Raw genomic sequence first — 18,201 nt, 5'->3', positions numbered from 1 at the left:
TAAAATAATAAAAATCTTATGTATCTATTGTTGATTTTAGGCTCTTGGATTTTGGGCATTGCCAGTATGGGCTATGCTTTAGAACAACATGCGCTATTAAAAGCATCTGTCAATCTTGCCCCATGGATTTGGCTGCTCACTGTTTTAGCTGTTGTGGCAACTCAATTTAAACTCCACTTTAGCCAAACCTTTATTTTTAAAGTTTTATCCTGCGGCTTAGTCAGCTTAAGTCTGTTTTTACTGGGGCAATTTTATGCACATTGGCAGTTAGATGATCGACTTGAGCAGCGCATCATGGAAGTCAGTGACAGCACAGCGATCATTTATGTGCATAAACTCGATCAACGATCCAATGCTCAAGAAAAAAATCGCTTAAAACAACAAGTGCGCTGGGCATCGCACACTAAAACTCAAAGCTCAAATCAAAACCCAAGCGTATTGCTTTATTTTAAACAAGATGCTGATCAAACTGCACTAGAACTCGGACAGTATTATAAAGTCACGGGTAAAATCAAACCTGCGCATAGCTATGCAGTTGCGCATGTCTTTGATCAAGAAAAATGGCTGCTACAACAAAACATCATGGGCAGCATGCAAGTCAAGCAGATTCAACCCATCTCGGAGCAAGCTTTGATTGCAGATGGCTATGAATCTTTTATCCGTTCAAATTCAGGTGTGATGGCATCTGTACAACTGTCGGCTGAACGACTCAGATTGCATTTTCGATATTTGATTCAAAAGCAGCCACTTGAGAATAAAGGCTTATTGTTGGCTTTACTTACGGGTGATGAACGTCTGTTGGCAGAAGAGACTCAAGCGCAATTTAAGCGCTTGGGGATTTCACATTTATTGGCCATTTCAGGTCCGCATGTGTTGATTTTCGCGGTGATGTTTTGCTTTGTTCTGAATCTGATCATTTCAACTTTTAAGCCGACACTGTTCCTTAAAATTCCACGTCCGTATTTCCTTGTTTTGCCTTTTGTTTTTTGCGTGATTGCCTATACCGCTTTTGTGGGTTTTGAAATTCCGGCCCTGCGTACCTGTTTAACGGTGTGTCTAATCAGTTTTGTCTTACTGCTAAAACAACAGCTGCATGCACTCAAGCTATTATTATTCAGCGCGAGCATACTGTTGTTAATCGACCCCTTTAGTATTTTATCGGCGGCTTTTTGGTTGTCCTATGGCGCATGTTTTATTCTGATTCGGGTTTATCAAACCATGCTGCATCAATCTCCTCAGATGAATGCGGATATAGTCTCAAGCCGATGGAGTAAGGGGTCAAAGTTGGTTCGAGTATTGGTTGAATCTCAGTGGAAGGTCTTCATTGCCTTATTTCCTTTGGTGGCACTGATTTTTGGGCAAGTGTCTTGGATTTCCCCGATTGTGAATTTAATTGCAATCCCAATCATCGGTGCAGTGATTGTACCTTTGGAGGTGATTGGCGCTGTATTCAGTGCATTCATTGAACCGCTGGGGCTTTTATTTTTTCATTTGGCAGATTTCAGTGCCTCCTTTTTATTGTGGGTGTTGGGTGGCTTGGATCAGCTGTTTCATCCTAAACTAAGTTGGTTGTCCTTAAGTCCTTTGATGATTGCATCACTCGCCATCGGGACCATCATTTTATTTCTGCCCAAAGGCACTGTACCCAAACTATGGGCGGTGCTGTGTTTTCTCCCGCTTATTCTGCCTTCAAAACAGCATACCGACTTTTCTCTGACGATATTAGATGTGGGGCAAGGCCAAGCAGTCGTGGTGAATACGCCTGAGCATAAAATGATGATCGACACCGGTGGTTCATTTGACGAAACTCAATTTAGCGTCGCCAATAGTATCGTTATACCTTATTTAATGGGTGAGGGGATCAGTCAATTGGATCATGTGTTACTGACCCATTTGGATCAAGACCATGCAGGGGCTTTCGAAAAACTGAATCAAAGCATCAAGATTAAACAGGTCAGTTCCAATCAACGTGATGAGCGATTTGAACAGTCGAATTTTGATTACTGCCACGCTGGACAACACTGGCAGTTTAAAGAGATGAACATTCAAGTGCTTGCACCTGCTGAGAATAGCCTAAGCATGGTGCCGTATGCGCAAAATGAATTGTCCTGTATTGTCTATATACAAGTACCCAAATCTAAGGGGTTTCAACATTTTTTATTGATGGGAGATACAGGTTGGGAAGCGGAATATCGACTACTGCAAACCTATCCGAACTTAAAGGTCGATGTTTTGGTGCTGGGTCATCATGGCAGTCAGCACAGTTCATCCTTTGGATTTTTAAAGCATTATCAGCCCAAGCTTGCCATTGCTTCAGCAGGGGTGAATAACCGCTATGGGCATCCGCATCCGATCACGCAGGCGCGTCTTAAAGCACTTTCAATTCCATTCGAAAGTACCATTCAACAAGGCAGTATCAGTTTTGAATTACAGCAGAATGGCGAGATGAGAGAGAAGCATCATCGACAAACACGGATGTGGTTAATGCGGTAAAGCCTTGGCAGCTTCACGTACGGCTTGAACTTTAGCAACCGCTTCTTCAAAAGGGATTTTATAAATATCTTTCAGTTCAGGACTGGCTTTAAAGCGTTTATAGCTCCAATGCCCATGCTCTGGGTAACGTGCGATTAAATTTTCAATCGCTTTATGGATCACCATAGTGCCATCGATAGGTGTACCGTCATAGATTTTTTCATCCATCGGTTCGATATACATATCGAAGTCTTCAGTCTCATTGCGAATGGCATAGACCAACAAAGCACGGGCTTTGGTTTTTTGAATCAGTTTGGCACTGAGATTACTTGATGACAACGGCAAGCCAAAGTACTTGATCATATCACCTGTGTGTTTTGGGGTATGATCAGGCAAAATCACGGTGGTGCCACCCGATTTCAACGCTTTAAAAATTTGACGAACACCAGATTCATCGGTCGGTACAAGGGTTGCTCTTTCACGACTTCGTGCCGCACGTACAAACTGATCCGCTTCATCATTTTTGATCGGTTTATACATGATGGTCATCTCAGTGTGCTGAGAAAACCAAGCATTCATGACTTCCCATGTGCCGAAATGCGGTGCAAGGAGAATGATCCCTTTTTGCTGTGCCATGGCATCATGAAAAAAATGTTCACCGGTAATTTTTCGAATACGTGAAATATTTTTCTCATTTGAGCTGCCCCAAATACTAAAAAACTCCATATAGGACTGGAGTTCGTTACTCACGGCAGCATGGGCAATCTGTTCTTTATGTTCGGGGGAGAGATGTGGCAAGCAAATTTCAACGTTCAAACGAATGTATTTTGAAGATTTACTGACATGAAAAATATTCACTGCTGCTGCAAGCATTTTTGCAAAGAAGCGTGAAAAGCGAATTGGTCGACGGCTAAAAAAATTTAAAAGTCGAGTTGTGGTAGAACTTTGAGTTTTAGGCATCTTCGAGCAATTTAACTTTAGAGGTGAGTATGAACAGTCATAGCCTGAATATTATAAAGTATATTGAGGCGCTTTAAACAGTTTTACTGAAATCGATGTATATTATGCCGTATTAATAATGATATTTGGATGGAATAGATGTCCGATTGGCCACCACAACCGCATAATGAACCACAATCTGATCTCAAAAATAATCAAAAACAGCCGAGCGGTCAGGAATGGCAAATTCTTGAAAAAGCAGTCTTGGCTTCCGTTGAAGAGCAAAAGCGTGCACGTCGCTGGGGTATTTTCTTTAAATTTTTAACCTTCGCGTATTTGCTGTTTGTCATTCTCATGATGACTAAAAGTTGCAGTAGCGATGCTTCCGATCCGACTTCGACCAGTAGTTCACATTTGGCTGTGGTTGATATTGTCGGCACGATTGCTGCGGATGAAAAAAGTGTCAACAGTGAAGACACGATTAAGTCTTTGAAAAAAGCTTTTGACAATAAACAAAGCAAAGCCGTGGTGTTAAATATCAATTCACCAGGCGGCTCACCAGTACAATCTGATGAAATTTGGCAAGAAATTCAGTATCAGAAAAAAGCCCATAGCGATAAAAAAATCTATGCAGTGATTGGTGATACCGGTGCTTCTGGTGCTTACTATATCGCATCGGCTGCTGATGAAATTATTGTCAATCCCTCAAGTCTTGTCGGTTCAATTGGTGTAATTATGCCGAACTATGGTGTGAATGGTTTGATGCAAAAATTTGGCGTTGAAGACCGCACCATGACGTCAGGTGAAAACAAAGCGATTTTGTCGATGACCCAACCGGTAGACCCTGCGCAAAAAGCGCATGTGCAAGCATTACTCGACAATGTGCATGATCATTTCATCAATGCGGTAAAACAAGGCCGAGGCAGCAAGCTGAAATCCAATGATCCTGCTATTTTTTCAGGTTTATTCTGGACCGGTGAGCAAGCGATTAAATTGGGTATTGCTGACCGTGTCGGTAGCTTAAATACATTGAAACGTGAATTGAAAGTTGATAAAACAGTCAATTACACCATTCAACATAGTCCTTTGGATTCTGTATTAGGACGTATGGGTGCAAGCATCGGTCAAGGCTTTGCGACCGCCGTGTCCAAACAGGTTCAAACTGAAAATACGACAAAAATACAATGAAAGCACTGATTCACTTTGCGCATGCCAATGGGGTCCCATCAGCAGTCTATCAAAAACTCTTTGATGCACTGCGTGATGATTTTGATGTGATCGCTGTTCCTTTGATTGGAACAGATGGGCGCTATCCGGTCGATAACCATTGGAACAGCATGACCCAACAGGTCATCGACAGCATTGTGCAAAAAGCACAAGGGCGTAAAGTGATTGGTCTTGGACACTCACTCGGTGCAGTGCTAACCTTTAAGGCTGCTCTGCAATGCCCTGAGTTGTTTGAACAAGTGATTATGCTTGATCCACCGCTGATCATGGGCAAAGAAAGTTTAGCACTACATATTGCTAAAACATTGCGTTTGAAAGCCGTGGATCAAATGTCACCGGCAGCCTTATCCTTACGCCGTCGTGACCATTGGGACAGTCGTGAACAAGCAGCAGAGTTATTGCGTCCGAAAGGCTTTTATCAAGATTTTGATCAGCAATGTTTTGATGATTATATTCAGTATGCTTTAACCGATGATCCTGTGCGTGGTGGCGTGGAACTCACCATTCCTAAAATGGTTGAAGTGGACATTTTTAGAACCAATCCTTCGCTATGGTGGTTACCACAAGCACAGCCACAAGTCCCTGCACAGTTGATCGTGGCATCGAAAGGTCCTTTCTTGGCACGTCGGTTCCCGCAACAGGTGCAAAAGAAATTTGGGATTCCCTTTTCTGTATTTGAGGGAGGGCATATGTTCCCCTTGGAGCATCCTATGGAATTGGCAGATCAGTTGAAGCAAATCATTAACGCTTAAATAAATACCCAATAAAAAACGCATCCTAGGATGCGTTTTTTATGTAATCGATTGATCAAATCTTACAGAATTGAATCGGCTCACGCATGGTTTGTCCACGGTACAACACACCATTTTGGGTATATTGAAACGTGCCATTGCAAATCCATTCCACCGCTTGCGGGTAAATGATGTGCTCAAGCACATGCACACGTTGCGCCAAAGACTCAACCGTATCGTTGATCGCGACCTGCAAAACCGCTTGGGTCAGAGCTTGACCTGCATCGAGTTCTGCCGTGACATAATGCACAGTACAACCATGTAAACGATCACCAGTATTGAGTACCCGCTGATGGGTATGCATACCTTTGTAATGTGGTAACAGGGAAGGGTGAATATTCACCATTTTCCCTTGCCATGCAGACACAAACTTTGGACTTAAAATCCGCATAAAGCCTGCAAGGACCACCAAGTCAACATCCCAATCAAGCAGTTGTTGATGCATTACATCATCAAAGGCTTCCCGATTTGGATAGTGCTTGTGTTCAATCACGGCTGTCGCAATGCCAGCTTGGGTTGCACGTTCTAAAGCATAGGCTTCAGGCTTGTTGGAAATCACCCCAACAATCTGCCCTGAAAGATTGGCATCGATCAAGGCTTGTAGGTTAGATCCACTGCCTGAGACCAGTACAGCGATTTTAATCATGTGTTCGAGCGAATCAGATTAAGCAAAAATCACGCGGATTTTTTCGTCAGCGCCTTCAACAGATTCAGCGTTGTCCACGATATGACCCATGTTCCAAGCTTTTTCACCCAATTGAGTCAATAACTCAACGGTTTTGTCTGCATCACTTGCATCAACAGCCAAGACCATGCCTACGCCGCAGTTAAAGGTGCGATACATTTCAAATTGTTCAACACCGCCTTCACGTTGAAGCAGTTGGAACAATTCAGGCCATTGCCAAGACGCCTCATTAATCACGGCTTGAGCACCATTCGGCAATACTCGCGGTAAATTACCTGGTAAGCCGCCACCAGTGATGTGTGCCATTGCATGCACATCAACTTGCTTAAGAAGCTCAAGAATTGGTTTGACATAGATGCGTGTTGGTTCCATTGCGGTATCTGCAAGTGGACGACCATCGACAATTTGAGTCAAGTCAACGTTTTTCACATCTAAGATTTTACGAAGAAGAGAGTAGCCATTTGAGTGCGCACCAGAAGACGCAACACCAATTAAAACATCACCCGCTTTAACTTTAGAGCCATCAATAATTTTGCTTTGCTCAACCACACCCACACAGAAGCCTGCAAGGTCATAGTCATCGCCTTCATACATGCCCGGCATTTCAGCAGTTTCACCGCCAACCAATGCACAACCAGCAAGTTCACAACCTGCGCCAATACCTGTTACAACATTGGCTGCAACGTCAACATTGAGGTGACCTGTTGCATAGTAATCGAGGAAGAATAAAGGTTCAGCACCACAGACCAATAAATCATTCACACACATCGCAACCAAGTCTTGGCCGATCGTATCATGACGATTCAAATTCAGGGCTAAACGTAATTTTGTACCTACACCATCCGTGCCAGATACGAGAACAGGCTCTTCATAACCTTTAGGAATTTTACAAAGTGCACCGAAGCCACCTAATCCGCCCATTACTTCGGGACGTGAGGTACGCTTCGCGACAGATTTGATTCGATCGACGAGTAAGTCGCCCGCTTCAATATCGACACCTGCATCTTTATAGCTTAAACCAGTCGTTGGGATAGAAGTTGAGTTGCTCATAATGAAGTCTCCGCATTCGCGGGCGGGATTATAACCTGAATATACGAAACTCTTGTGTTATTTATGCGCTAAAATGCTATCTTTATTGAAATAATTTTATTTCAATAACAAATCATTTAAAAAAGGTCGAGATTGCATGCAAGATCGTACATTAAAACGAATTTTTATCCTTTTAGGACTCGCGGTTTTACTCTGGATTTTGTATCTATTGAAGCCTGTAGTCATTCCCTTTGTTGCGGCATTTTTCATCGCTTATTTATTCAGCCCATTTGTCGAGAAACTGGAAAAATATAATGTGCCGCGATGGATTTCGATTAGCGTGGTGTTTCTCGGTATTGGTTTTCTTTTGATCATGGCATTTTGGTATATCGTGCCGCTGATTTGGAAACAGTTGATCATTGCCCGTGACAGTATTCCCATCGGGATTAAGTGGATCAATTCAACATTTTTACCATGGGTGTCACAGACCTTTAATGTTGAACCGATGGAAATCGACACCGATCACATGTCTGCCATGGTCATGGATTATGTGCAAACCAATTACAGCACCGACAGTTTGCAAGCCATGGCACTGAAAATTGCCCAGTCCGGTTTGAACTTTATTCAAATTGGTGGAACAGTGGTGTTGATCCCGATTATTGCGTTCTATTTCTTGTTAGATTGGAAAAGAATGTTGAATAATCTACAAAACTTGATTCCACGTCCCTATGTCAAAAATACCTTAGTAATCGTGCATGAATGCCACAACGTTTTAGGCGCATTTGTCAAAGGTCAATTCTTGGTCATGATTTTGCTTGGCGTTGTCTACGCTGTTGGTTTGCAATTGATTGGTTTAAAAGTCGGTTTAATTATCGGTTTGGTTGCAGGTTTGGCCAGTATCATTCCTTACTTAGGTTTTGCTGTCGGCATCGTGGCGGCAGTCATCGCAACATTCTTACAGTTTGGTCTGGACTGGATGCAATTGGTATTGGTACTGGTGGTGTTTATGGTTGGGCAAGCCATTGAAGGCTATGTATTACAACCATTCTTACTCGGTGATAAAATTGGTCTATCACCTGTGGCGGTGGTTTTTGCCGTACTTGCAGGTGCGCAGTTAGCAGGTTTCTTAGGGATGTTAGTGGCATTACCGGTAGCGGCAGTGATTGTGGTGTTATTGCGTCATGTGCGTGAATGGTATGAACAAAGCCAAATCTATGGCAATCCGGTGGCGGTGGTTGAAGCCGGTCAGCAAGGCACTGTCAATATTCAGACCGATCAGATGAACGTTGAGGTTGAAATTAAACAGCCGAATACAAATAATCTGCAAGATACTGAAAATTCAAGTAAGATTAATGGTGATGATCGACTCTGATCAAACCTCATACAACGTTTAGGCGAATAGATAGTTATGCGTCAATTGCAGTTAGATATAGAACCCCAACTCGATGCCCGAATCAGTGATTTTTCTGGTCCGGGTTGGGGGCCTGTGATTGATGCGGTTCGCCAACTCCATGCCGGACTAATGAGTCGTTTCTATTTATATGGCGGGGCAGGCACAGGTAAAAGCCATTTACTGACCGCCATCTGTGACTCTTATTTGGAAGTTGGTAAATCGGCGATTAAAGTATCGTTATTAGAACTGCTCGATGCTCCAATTGAAGCGATTACTTCACTTGAGCGTTATGACTTGGTTGCGCTTGATGATATTGAAGCGATCAGTGGCGTACCGCATTGGCAAAAAGCTGTTTTCCATTTAATCAATAATAACAATGAAGGTGGCGGTCAGTTGGTGTTCTCATCACGCGTCGCGCCGATTGAACTCAAACTTGAACTACCTGATTTGCAATCCCGCTTGACGCAAGCGGTGAGTGTCAAAGTACCCAGTGGGCAATCTTTTGCCGATCGTCAAGCGCTCTTGCATTCGGTGCTTGAACGTCGGGGGGTCCATTTTGACCCGCATATTACCGATTATTTGCTATTACATGGTCCAACCCAAACCAGTACATTGTTGCAATCGCTAGATCAACTAGAGAAGCTGTTACAGGGTGAGAAACTGAAACTTTCCAACAGTACTTTAAAACAGATTTATGCCCTAATCGATGAGTATAGTCGTAAGTTTTAAGGCTTAAACCATTTGAGCTTAAAAGATTTAAGCTTGATAGATTTAATTAAAAAGTGAAATCAATCGATACACTGAATCCAGACAGGACTGTGTTTCATAAAAAAAGTTGACCTTAAAGCAAAGTCGAATTTAAGCTGTTCCTGTTGTTGAACTGTAATATAAAGCCATCATGCAAAATTTAATTAAATAATATCAAATGGTTAAGTAAAATATTAAATTTTTAAGCTAGTCCGAAAACGCTTGAATTGATGGCTTAAATGTGACAAATTTGGCACAAATAATGAAACTGTAAAATTGATCTGCGATTCAGATCAAAAAATAAATAAAAAAATCAAGGATATGATTATGCATAAACATGCATTCGCGCTTCTCATGTTGGGGCTGTCAGGTCAAGCATTGGCAGCAGATTTGGTGGTCACCACGACAGAGGATGTGGTCAAAGCAGACAGTGAGTGTTCTTTACGAGAAGCGATTGAATATGTCAATCAAGGCTTACCTGAAGCTGGCTATAACGGCTGTGGTGGTAAAGATGCTTCCAATGTGATTTTTCTGAGTGAAAAAGAATATAAGCTGAATAGCCAAATCACCATTTCAAAAGATCTTACCCTGAAAACTCAGTATGACACCGCACCCACAGACAATGTCTATGGTAAGCACAATGCTGTGATCAAAATGGCAGGTACAGATCGCATATTTAATATCGACCGCACAGCCAGCACATTGCCCCCTTCAAGTGAAGAACCAGATAAGCTGATTCAAGTCTCACTCTATGAAGTGACTTTAAAAGGCTGTGATGCAGCGAGTTGTAAAGATCAAGGCGGTTTGATCTATAACAAAGAATCCTTAAGCATCGAATATGGGCAATTGCTGAATGGTAAAGCACGACTCGGTGGTGCGATTTATAACGTGGTTTCCGACATCACTAAAATGGGTTCGGTGATTATTGAAAATTCATTGATTCAAGGCAATAAAGCCAATAATGGGGCTGTGGTGTATGGTGATTTACCACAATACTCGATCTTGAAATCGGTACTGCGTGACAATGAAGCCACGGATGCCAGTGGGGCATTGTTTGATGCTGCGCAAGGCTTTACTCAAGAACAAAGTTTGGCTTTGGGCATCGGATTTTTACGTGGTCTGCAAAACGCCACCATCTTTAACAATAAAGGTTATGTGATTCGCGTGATGGACAGCGTGATGGTCAACAATGTCACTATGTTGTTCAATACAAAAGGTATCTTGTTCGATGCGCCGAATGGCTTTGGTTCAGTTGTAAATAGCATCTTGGCGAAAAATGGCAGTGCAGACTGTACTTTCAATAGTGCTAAATCCAATGCAGTGATCAGTAACAACTTATATTCCGTTGGCTGTGAAGGGGTTCAATCGCAAGCCTTAGGGGCTATCAACCTGATTGCAGGCTCAACCAGTGAAGGACAGTGTGATATTTCATCGGACGGTTTGCTCTGTCCATTTAAGGAGTATGAAGGTTTTACTCTTGGTTACTTTAAACCACGATTGTTGACGTCGTATAAAACTTTAGATGATTCATTGATTGTCAATCAAGGGCCAAATCAAACCTCAAGTTTGCTTGAATGTGCCAGCACCGATCAGCGCTCTAAAGGACGCCCGGGAAATAAAGAATTGTGTGACCGAGGTGCGGTTGAGTTATTGGTCGATCGCACGGCGATTAAACAGGTCGGCGATGATATTCTTTATGGTGAAAAAGGCAAGATGAGTATTGCCGATCAATTGGCAGATGGTGAACTGATTACCCCAGCACAGTGCCAAGCTTTATTTGGCAATCCAGTTCAGGGCACGCAGTGGCAACCGGGCTGTATGAAGATTGTGCAAACCAATACACCATCCAAAGGCACCTTAACCATGACCCAGGACGGTGAAATCGTGTATACCCCGAATGGCGACTGGCATGGCTCAGATGAATTTAAAATTTTAGTGGTGACCTCAACTACACGGTTTAGTGACTCACTAAATCCTTATATCGAAATTCCAGCTAAAATCGTGCAAGACCCACCAAATGACTTTAAAGACTATAAAGTCAAAACTTCGGGTGGTGCTTATGGGTTGGGTGGCCTCCTAATATTGCTCGGGCTGATCGGTTTGCGCCGTTCAAAACGCTCCAATGAAGAATAAAAAGAGAAAGCGCAATGAAAAATTATAAAAAAGGACTTTTAACCCTGATGGTCTTGTCGGCAATGTCGCTAATGGCGGCAGAAGACATGACCATTTATGTCACCACCTTTGAAGATGAAGACGGTGAAAACAGCAGTAAGTGTTCACTTCGTGAAGCGGTGACGGCAGCATCAACCCATCAAGCCTATGGGGGCTGTCCCAAAGGGCAAAGCTATCAAACCAATACCAATGTAATTCAACTTGAGGAAGGCACCTATAAACTCAATAAAGAGTTAAGTCCCAATGCCAGTATGGTGATTACCGGTAAAGCCCCTTCAGATTTTACCCAACGTGATGTGATTACCAATGACTATCCGGCACTAACCCCGATTAAAACCGTGATCAGTGCGCAAGGTAAAAGCCGAATTTTCAATACCACCAATTTAAACCGTCCGGCTTTAACTTTATCTAATTTGACTTTAACCGATGCGGTGAGTGATTCAGCGGGCGGGGCATTGTTTCTAGGTGGGAAAACTGAACTGAGTAATGTCTCTATTCAAAACACTCAGGCAGCCACAGGCGGAGCGATTTATCTGAATGACGTCAATAGTGCCATAAACATTACCGGCGGTGAATTTAGAAATAACCAAGCCAATACGGGAAGTGTGTTGGCGATGTCCTGTATGGATAACCTGAATTACACTGCGCGTGAAATTAATATCAGTGGCGCAACTTTAATCCAAAATGGTAATCAGAATAGCCAGAGTATGTTGGCATTCTGTGGACAACCGACCGCGGTTCTGACATCAAATACCCTTACTGAAAACACAGCCAATGCCAATAGTGGCGATATCATCATGTTCAGTTCCAATAAGGGCGAGAACAAAACCAACTTAAGTGGCGGTTCAACCTTAAAGTTACTCAGTAACACCATTGTGAAAAACTCGGCACAATCAGTTCTACTGTATAACGCGATTGGAACCAAAACCATTTACTTCAATATTCTTGGTTTTAATAGCGGCAAGTCGTGTGTCTATAATGACGGTGATGTGTCTAAAATTGACAGCGCCAACATTAACCTTGAATCCAATGCACTGAGTTTAAGCAAAAATGATGTGTGTCAATTGCCGGTCAAGACACTCGAATATGCACAAAGTCATAGTATCTTGCTTGATGATCAAAACATTGCAAATGTACTCAGTCCTTTACAAGTCGGGCAAAATTACACCGCCTTTTTACCGATGTATTTCCCGATTGATTCAAGCACCAAAACGGATTTGGTAGATGTGGGAACCACAGGCTGTGCAGAGCTAGACCAACGTGGCTTTAGTCGTATTAATGACAATACCGTCGATGGCAATGGTAATGCGCTGAACAGTTGCGATATTGGCTCAACGGAAGTACTGAAATTAACCGTCAAAGAAATCAAAGCGTCCAACTTGTCTGTGCTTGAAACCCTCAAGGGCTATCAAGATGAATATAATTTGTTTAAAGGCTTGATTGATAATAAAGACACCAAAGCCGAGTACATTCCATACTATAAAATTCGCATGCAAGAATATGAGGATTTGATTAATTACACCAAGTCAGAGCAAAAATATCGCACCATTTTTATTAATCCATTCGCTGCCAATTTACCGGATGAAACCATTCTCAGCTCTGGTGCACGTCAAATTCGTCATTTGAATAGCGATAATTATGATGTGACTACACAGGTGGTGGGTGTCGGTAAACTCGATAGTAATAATCAATTTATTGGCAGTGCTGATCCAAACCTAAAATGTGAATGGAATGCGAAATTAAAGCGCATTTTGATGTATCGCACCGATGATCATTTAACCCCATCGGGTGACAATGAAATATGTAAATATACATTGACCGATAAGCTCTCTAAGAAAGCATCAAGTTCATATCTGCAAACCACATTTGTCAATATTGCACCGACGGTGCCTGCTGAAATCAGTGTCAATGTACAACATGGTGGCAATCAAAAAGTCTCTGTGAACCTGCTGAAAGATGCCAATGACAATGGGGATGGTAATGTTGCTGCCTTATTGAGTAATCCGAATAAATCGGCATTCTTCTTAAACGAATTGGGACAAGATCAAGCGATTCGATTTATTAAAATTCCGGATGCTGTCTCTGTCACAGCGGATCGCAAAGGGGCATGTCCAGGATTAGATAAAAAGAATGATTGCTATGGTGGCAATGTTAGCTTGCAATTGAACAACAGCTTAGATGTATTCAACTATAAAGTGGAGTATGCGGTCTATGATGCTGATGGCAGCGTGTCCAATACTGGTATTTTGAATTTGAAAAACTCAGCATTGGCGCAAGGCAGTCCACGGACCAGTGGTGGCGGTTCGATGGGTTGGTTCAGCTTATTCGGATTGCTGGCTTTGGCCGCTGTACGTCAGTATCGTTCACGCCATCACTAACTTCATCCATCAATTGATCTAGACCCGTGAAACAACGGGTCTTTTTTATGGGCATTATTTAAATCAGAAACTGTTTAAGAACTTTGATGGAAATGAAGATCATTTGATGGAAAAGATTGTACTCAGCGCGTCATTCATTCATCATTGAACATGAAAATAATGCAAACATTCTTGGTGTTTTTTAAACTTAGAATGCCAATGATAAATTCGTTAGATTTGCAATTTGCTACATTAGCACCGAGATAAATATTTAATATAACAACAGGTAATCTTAAATTTATTCTTATGAAACAATTTACTGAGCTGGTTCCCCTCGATCAAATTGCGGTAACACCTGAAGAGTTACTCTCGATCAAACGGAATGATTTGGTGCCTTTATTGGACAATCAAGCAAGGCTCAATCATTATGCCGATCAATTGATTCAAGCGCAGTCGGTGCTTTTAAATGGGGTGAGTCCGCAGCTGACTCAACAATTGAGTCAGGTGATTGCTGAGATTATTCAACAGCTCAATCAATCGAAGAAAACTTTAAGGAAAAGAAAGTTTAATGCTTTACAACGGTGGCTCGGTTTAGATCTTGAATTTGATGCGGGGCGAATCAAATATATGAAAGATCTAGACCGTAAAATTATAGAAGCCAAGCAACTGACACACAAATTACAATTGGAAGTACAAAAATCGCAAGCCCGAGTGCAACAGGCACAAGGTTCAAGAGAACAGATGGCGAAATATATTGTGGCGGCCCAAGAGTTTTTGCTTGAGTATCCAAGCTTTGTCAAAAACCGACATCCTTTGGATAATTTTGAAGAACGACTCTCCAAAAAGATTAATACCTTACAAACCTTGCAGAGCAGCAATGATATTGCCTTGGCGCAAATGCAATTAACCGAACAATTGGCATTGAGTTTGATGGATCGTTTTAAGGAAGCCGAGCAAGTTTTGATTCCGGCATGGGAATATCATTTAAAACAAAGCAATGAGCATAGTTCTTCGGCATCATTAAAACAATTGGATCAAAGCCGTGACAAACTCATTCAATCCCTCCAAAAGTCTTTAGATAAAAAATAAGGTGGCAGCATGTCAGACAAACAAAATTTACCCGTGGAAAGCTCAGCAGAACTGCAACAACAAGACTTTGAGCGAATGAATTTGAAAGAAATTGGCTTACAACCGGATGACTTCAATGAGGTCTTAAATGCGCGTAAAGAGTTGGCCGAGATTAATCATTCGAGTGTGGCTGAATACGGTAAAAACATTGCCACCAAAACCTCAACCTATACCGACGAATTACTCAATTTAGTTAAAAATAAAGACTTGGATGTCACGGGTCAAAAACTCAATGAAGTGGTCAATGTTGCACAGCAACTCAATACCAGCAGTATTTTAAATAAACCGAAAAGTACGGGCTTTTTTGGTGGGATTTTAAGTAAATTCAAAGGGGCGAAACAAAGTTTTGATCAGCACTTCAATACCACCAAAGAACAGATTGATGCTTTGGTCAAAGAAATTGAAACCTCACAATCGGGTTTAAAGGCACGAGTCAGTACATTGGATAAAATGTTTGATGGTGTGCAAGATGAATATAAACAGTTGGGGATTTATATTGCAGCCGGTCGTCTAAAGCAACAAGAAATTCAGCAAGAAATTGCCACATTAACAGCGCAGGAACAAGACCAGCAGACCAATCAAAAAGTTTATGACCTGAATCATTTGGCCAATAATCTGGAAAAACGGGTCAGTGATTTGCAAGTTTTACAGCAATCTGCCATGCAAACTTTACCGATGATTCGAATTATTCAGTCGAATAACATGATGTTGGTCGATAAATTCTATGCGATTAAAAATATTACTTTACCGGCATGGAAGAATCAGATCAGTCTTGCTATTTCATTGCATGAGCAGAAAAACAGTGTTCAATTGGCCAATAGCATTGATGATGCGACCAATGACCTGTTGAAACGCAATGCAGATTTACTGCATCAAAACTCAGTGGATACTGCAAAAGCCAATCAGCGTTCAGTGATTGATATCGAAACCCTTGAACATGTACAAAATACCCTCATTAAAACTGTGAATGACGTTATTCAAATTCAAAAAGAAGGCATGCAAAAACGTGAAGAAGCATCGACACGTATTCGTGCATTGCAAACCAACTTACAACAATTGGTGATTGAGTCGAGCAGTCAACATCCGTCTTAATGGGGATGATGTATTGCTGAATCGGTTATGCTGTTGCATTGAGAGGTCGTTTGATTGAGTACTATAGAAGAGCACCCGCTGAAAGCTGAAGATATTTCGATAGGTTTACGTGTTTTAAAAAAGCGACAAACCAAAGTCAGTCTTTTGAGTTTTAGTACGGCAGCATTGTTTATTTTGAGTGTTGTGGGTTTGTTCGTGCAACAAGACTTCGTCTATAGTTTTGTCGGGCTGACCCAAACGGTGGAGCAATTACATTTACCGTATACGGTTGATCAAGCGATTACTGAATATGCCAATCAACCGGATTATTTTATCAATCTGTTGGCTTGGTTCGGTTGGCTGATTGTTAAAGTGTTTTCAGCATTTTTTGGTGCTTTCATCATCATCGCATTATTAAAGAAATTTCGTTTTTTCTATGTTCGCTTTCAGTCTTTTGTATTGAAGTTTGTGGCATGGTTGATTGCGGTGATTTTGATTTGGTCAGGACTGACCTATGTTCAGTACGATTTACGCAGTGATGACGCTGAGAATCAGTATGCGCTGGTGCATTATGATCAAAACATTAACCAAAGTGAAATTGCACAGGCTTTAGAGGAAACCGATGCCAATCCAACGGTAAAAGCCTATGTTTTGGCACAAATAGCTTTATTGCATAAACCACTGGATAAAGATGTCGCCACGTCTAATGTAGCGCAATTGGTTCAAGCGGAACGTACCCAAAAGAATTTTATTGAATATGGTTTTAAGCCAGAACAACTGTGGGTGATGCAGCATCAAGTCTATGGAAAATCCGTCACGCCCATGGCACAAGCGATTGAATCCAAAGTCCATAAAGCCGATCAATTTTCCAATATCATTCAAATCTTATTGTTGGCTATTTCAGCAGTTTTTCTGGTGATTACATTGTTGCTTGGCTTATTGGCCAGCCGTTTAAAAGGGCGTACCCGCCGTATTCAACAACAAATTCAAAGTGGATGATCTGCTAGTAATTTTAATCCTAAAAATAAAAGAGCCTCAATATCAGATGATGTTGAGGCTTTTTTATTGCAATGGATGGCGTCATTTTTTTAGCGTCGTTTAACTGGCTTGTAAAATCTTTTTCAGCTCTTGAGTGGAAAAGGTTTCATCGGAAATTTTGCCATCTACAATAAAATAGGGAATCGGATGCCCCCCCAAGCTCTTTACATAACGGGTGACTTCTTGTTGATGATCTGCAATGTCTTTGTGCTGAATCGAACGGAGTAAATGCGCGCCATCTAAACCGATACCTTCAATGATCTGTTTCAGCACTTCAGGGTTGGCAATGTCTTTGCCATGTGCAAATAGGGCATGGAACAGGGCTTGGGTCAGTGCAAATTGGTCGAGTGTATTATCCAATGCTAAAATGGCTTGATGCGCCAACTTGCTGTTGGGCATGCGCTTCATATGTTCAATATCGACCACCACATCTTCACTATAGGCAGCGAATTTGGTCATTTCCAGTTTGCGCTGTGCTGCGACTGAGCCGTACTTTTCGGTCAGATAATTTAAAATATCTAAGCCTTGTTCAGGAATTTCAGGCACCACTTGAACGGGGAGAAGTTCAATACGAGAAGCGGTTTGTTGATTCCAATTTTTTTTCAATTTTTGGAATGCGACATAACTCATGGGATAAACAATATCAAATACAAATTCTATTTTCATTTTTAATCACTCGTGTTGCTGTAGATGGTTATGCCTTGCTGCATCTTTAGTTTTGAAGAAAATCATCATATCTATGCGTATATGTAAACAGAAATGCTTGATCATTGATGATGCTTTTAAATCTCTGCAACATATTCAACAAAGCATTGAAAATCGCTGTTAGGCTCAAAATGAGATCTAAGACTAAACACCGTATTAAATCTAAGTATTCTGAATTTTTTCTTAAAAAAACGTGGCAAGATGCCGATCGATCAGCTGATTCGATTAGGCAGTTTACTTAACTCATGAAAATCATAGTTTTAAATGCTTGCGCTGGAAAAACTTAATTGAAATGACATGTCATTCAGCGTCCTTTTTTGGAAACATTGAATCAGCTTAAAAGTGTTTTAACGGTTCGCATAGACTGAAATACAGAACAGATCGTTCTATAAGTTGATCAAGGATGTGATGAAGTTTGTTGAAATCGTCTAAATGCACCAATCATCT

General features: G+C 41.6%; 14 protein-coding genes. 10 read left to right on the top strand and 4 right to left on the bottom strand.

Annotated elements, in window-relative coordinates; genetic code table 11:
- The first annotated feature begins 18 nt into the window (after positions 1-18).
- A complete protein-coding gene (locus G8D99_RS10645; RefSeq protein WP_166325599.1) occupies positions 19-2,493 on the top strand; it encodes a DNA internalization-related competence protein ComEC/Rec2 in 2,475 nt (824 codons plus the stop codon).
- Here G8D99_RS10645 and G8D99_RS10640 read toward each other — a convergent pair.
- Positions 2,482-3,432: a lysophospholipid acyltransferase family protein gene (locus G8D99_RS10640; protein ID WP_166325596.1), complete on the bottom strand. Its 951-nt coding sequence runs from the start codon at positions 3,430-3,432 to the stop codon at positions 2,482-2,484. The genes G8D99_RS10645 and G8D99_RS10640 overlap by 12 nt on opposite strands.
- A 138-nt stretch (positions 3,433-3,570) precedes the next feature.
- Between G8D99_RS10640 and sppA the strand changes: the two genes are divergently transcribed.
- Both sppA and G8D99_RS10630 read left to right on the top strand, forming a co-directional pair.
- On the top strand, positions 3,571-4,599 hold the full coding sequence (sppA, locus tag G8D99_RS10635; RefSeq protein ID WP_166325593.1) for a signal peptide peptidase SppA: 1,029 nt from the start codon (positions 3,571-3,573) through the stop codon (positions 4,597-4,599).
- Entirely contained in the window at positions 4,596-5,390 is a 795-nt protein-coding gene (locus G8D99_RS10630) for an alpha/beta fold hydrolase (RefSeq protein ID WP_166325590.1), read from the top strand. The genes sppA and G8D99_RS10630 overlap by 4 nt, the downstream gene beginning before the upstream one ends.
- Before the next feature lie 55 nt (positions 5,391-5,445).
- Here the strand turns inward: G8D99_RS10630 and purN are convergent, their stop codons facing one another.
- Together purN and purM are read right to left on the bottom strand one after the other, a co-directional pair.
- Positions 5,446-6,075: a phosphoribosylglycinamide formyltransferase gene (gene purN, locus G8D99_RS10625; protein WP_166325587.1), complete on the bottom strand. Its 630-nt coding sequence runs from the start codon at positions 6,073-6,075 to the stop codon at positions 5,446-5,448.
- An 18-nt stretch (positions 6,076-6,093) separates the two neighbouring features.
- Entirely contained in the window at positions 6,094-7,164 is a 1,071-nt protein-coding gene (gene purM, locus G8D99_RS10620) for a phosphoribosylformylglycinamidine cyclo-ligase (protein WP_166325584.1), read from the bottom strand.
- A gap of 136 nt (positions 7,165-7,300) precedes the next feature.
- On the opposite strand from purM, the gene cxpE reads away from it, so the two are divergent.
- The 7 genes from cxpE to G8D99_RS10585 all read left to right on the top strand — a co-directional run bounded on the left by cxpE (position 7,301) and on the right by G8D99_RS10585 (position 17,010).
- Positions 7,301-8,515, top strand: coding sequence for a chloramphenicol efflux transporter CxpE (gene cxpE, locus G8D99_RS10615; protein ID WP_166325581.1), 1,215 nt, complete (start codon positions 7,301-7,303; stop codon positions 8,513-8,515).
- Between the two features lie 36 nt (positions 8,516-8,551).
- Complete coding sequence (hda, locus tag G8D99_RS10610; RefSeq protein WP_166325578.1) at positions 8,552-9,265, top strand: DnaA regulatory inactivator Hda; 714 nt, start codon at positions 8,552-8,554, stop codon at positions 9,263-9,265.
- 345 nt (positions 9,266-9,610) lie between these two features.
- Positions 9,611-11,416, top strand: a complete 1,806-nt coding sequence (gene rbtA / locus G8D99_RS10605; protein WP_166325575.1) for a rhombotarget A — start codon at positions 9,611-9,613, stop codon at positions 11,414-11,416.
- Between the two features lie 14 nt (positions 11,417-11,430).
- A complete protein-coding gene (locus tag G8D99_RS10600; RefSeq protein ID WP_166325572.1) occupies positions 11,431-13,833 on the top strand; it encodes a CSLREA domain-containing protein in 2,403 nt (800 codons plus the stop codon).
- 285 nt (positions 13,834-14,118) lie between these two features.
- The gene (locus G8D99_RS10595) at positions 14,119-14,901 is read left to right on the top strand and encodes a tellurium resistance protein (protein WP_166325569.1); all 783 of its coding nucleotides are present in this window, start codon (positions 14,119-14,121) and stop codon (positions 14,899-14,901) included.
- 9 nt (positions 14,902-14,910) lie between these two features.
- Positions 14,911-16,032, top strand: a complete 1,122-nt coding sequence (locus G8D99_RS10590) for a toxic anion resistance protein (protein WP_166325566.1) — start codon at positions 14,911-14,913, stop codon at positions 16,030-16,032.
- Positions 16,033-16,086: 54 nt separating this feature from the next.
- Positions 16,087-17,010 carry a hypothetical protein gene (locus G8D99_RS10585; RefSeq protein WP_166325563.1) on the top strand — a complete coding sequence of 308 codons (924 nt, stop codon included), beginning with the start codon at positions 16,087-16,089 and terminating at the stop codon, positions 17,008-17,010.
- Between the two features lie 99 nt (positions 17,011-17,109).
- Here G8D99_RS10585 and G8D99_RS10580 read toward each other — a convergent pair whose 3' ends face one another.
- Positions 17,110-17,715, bottom strand: coding sequence for a DsbA family protein (locus tag G8D99_RS10580; RefSeq protein WP_166325560.1), 606 nt, complete (start codon positions 17,713-17,715; stop codon positions 17,110-17,112).
- Positions 17,716-18,201 lie beyond the last annotated feature (486 nt).

It is taken from the genome of Acinetobacter lanii (genome assembly GCF_011578285.1).
In the GTDB taxonomy this organism is placed as follows: domain Bacteria; phylum Pseudomonadota; class Gammaproteobacteria; order Pseudomonadales; family Moraxellaceae; genus Acinetobacter; species Acinetobacter lanii.
Note: the sequence above shows the minus strand (reverse complement) of the source record. Positions and strands in the feature narration are given on the sequence as shown.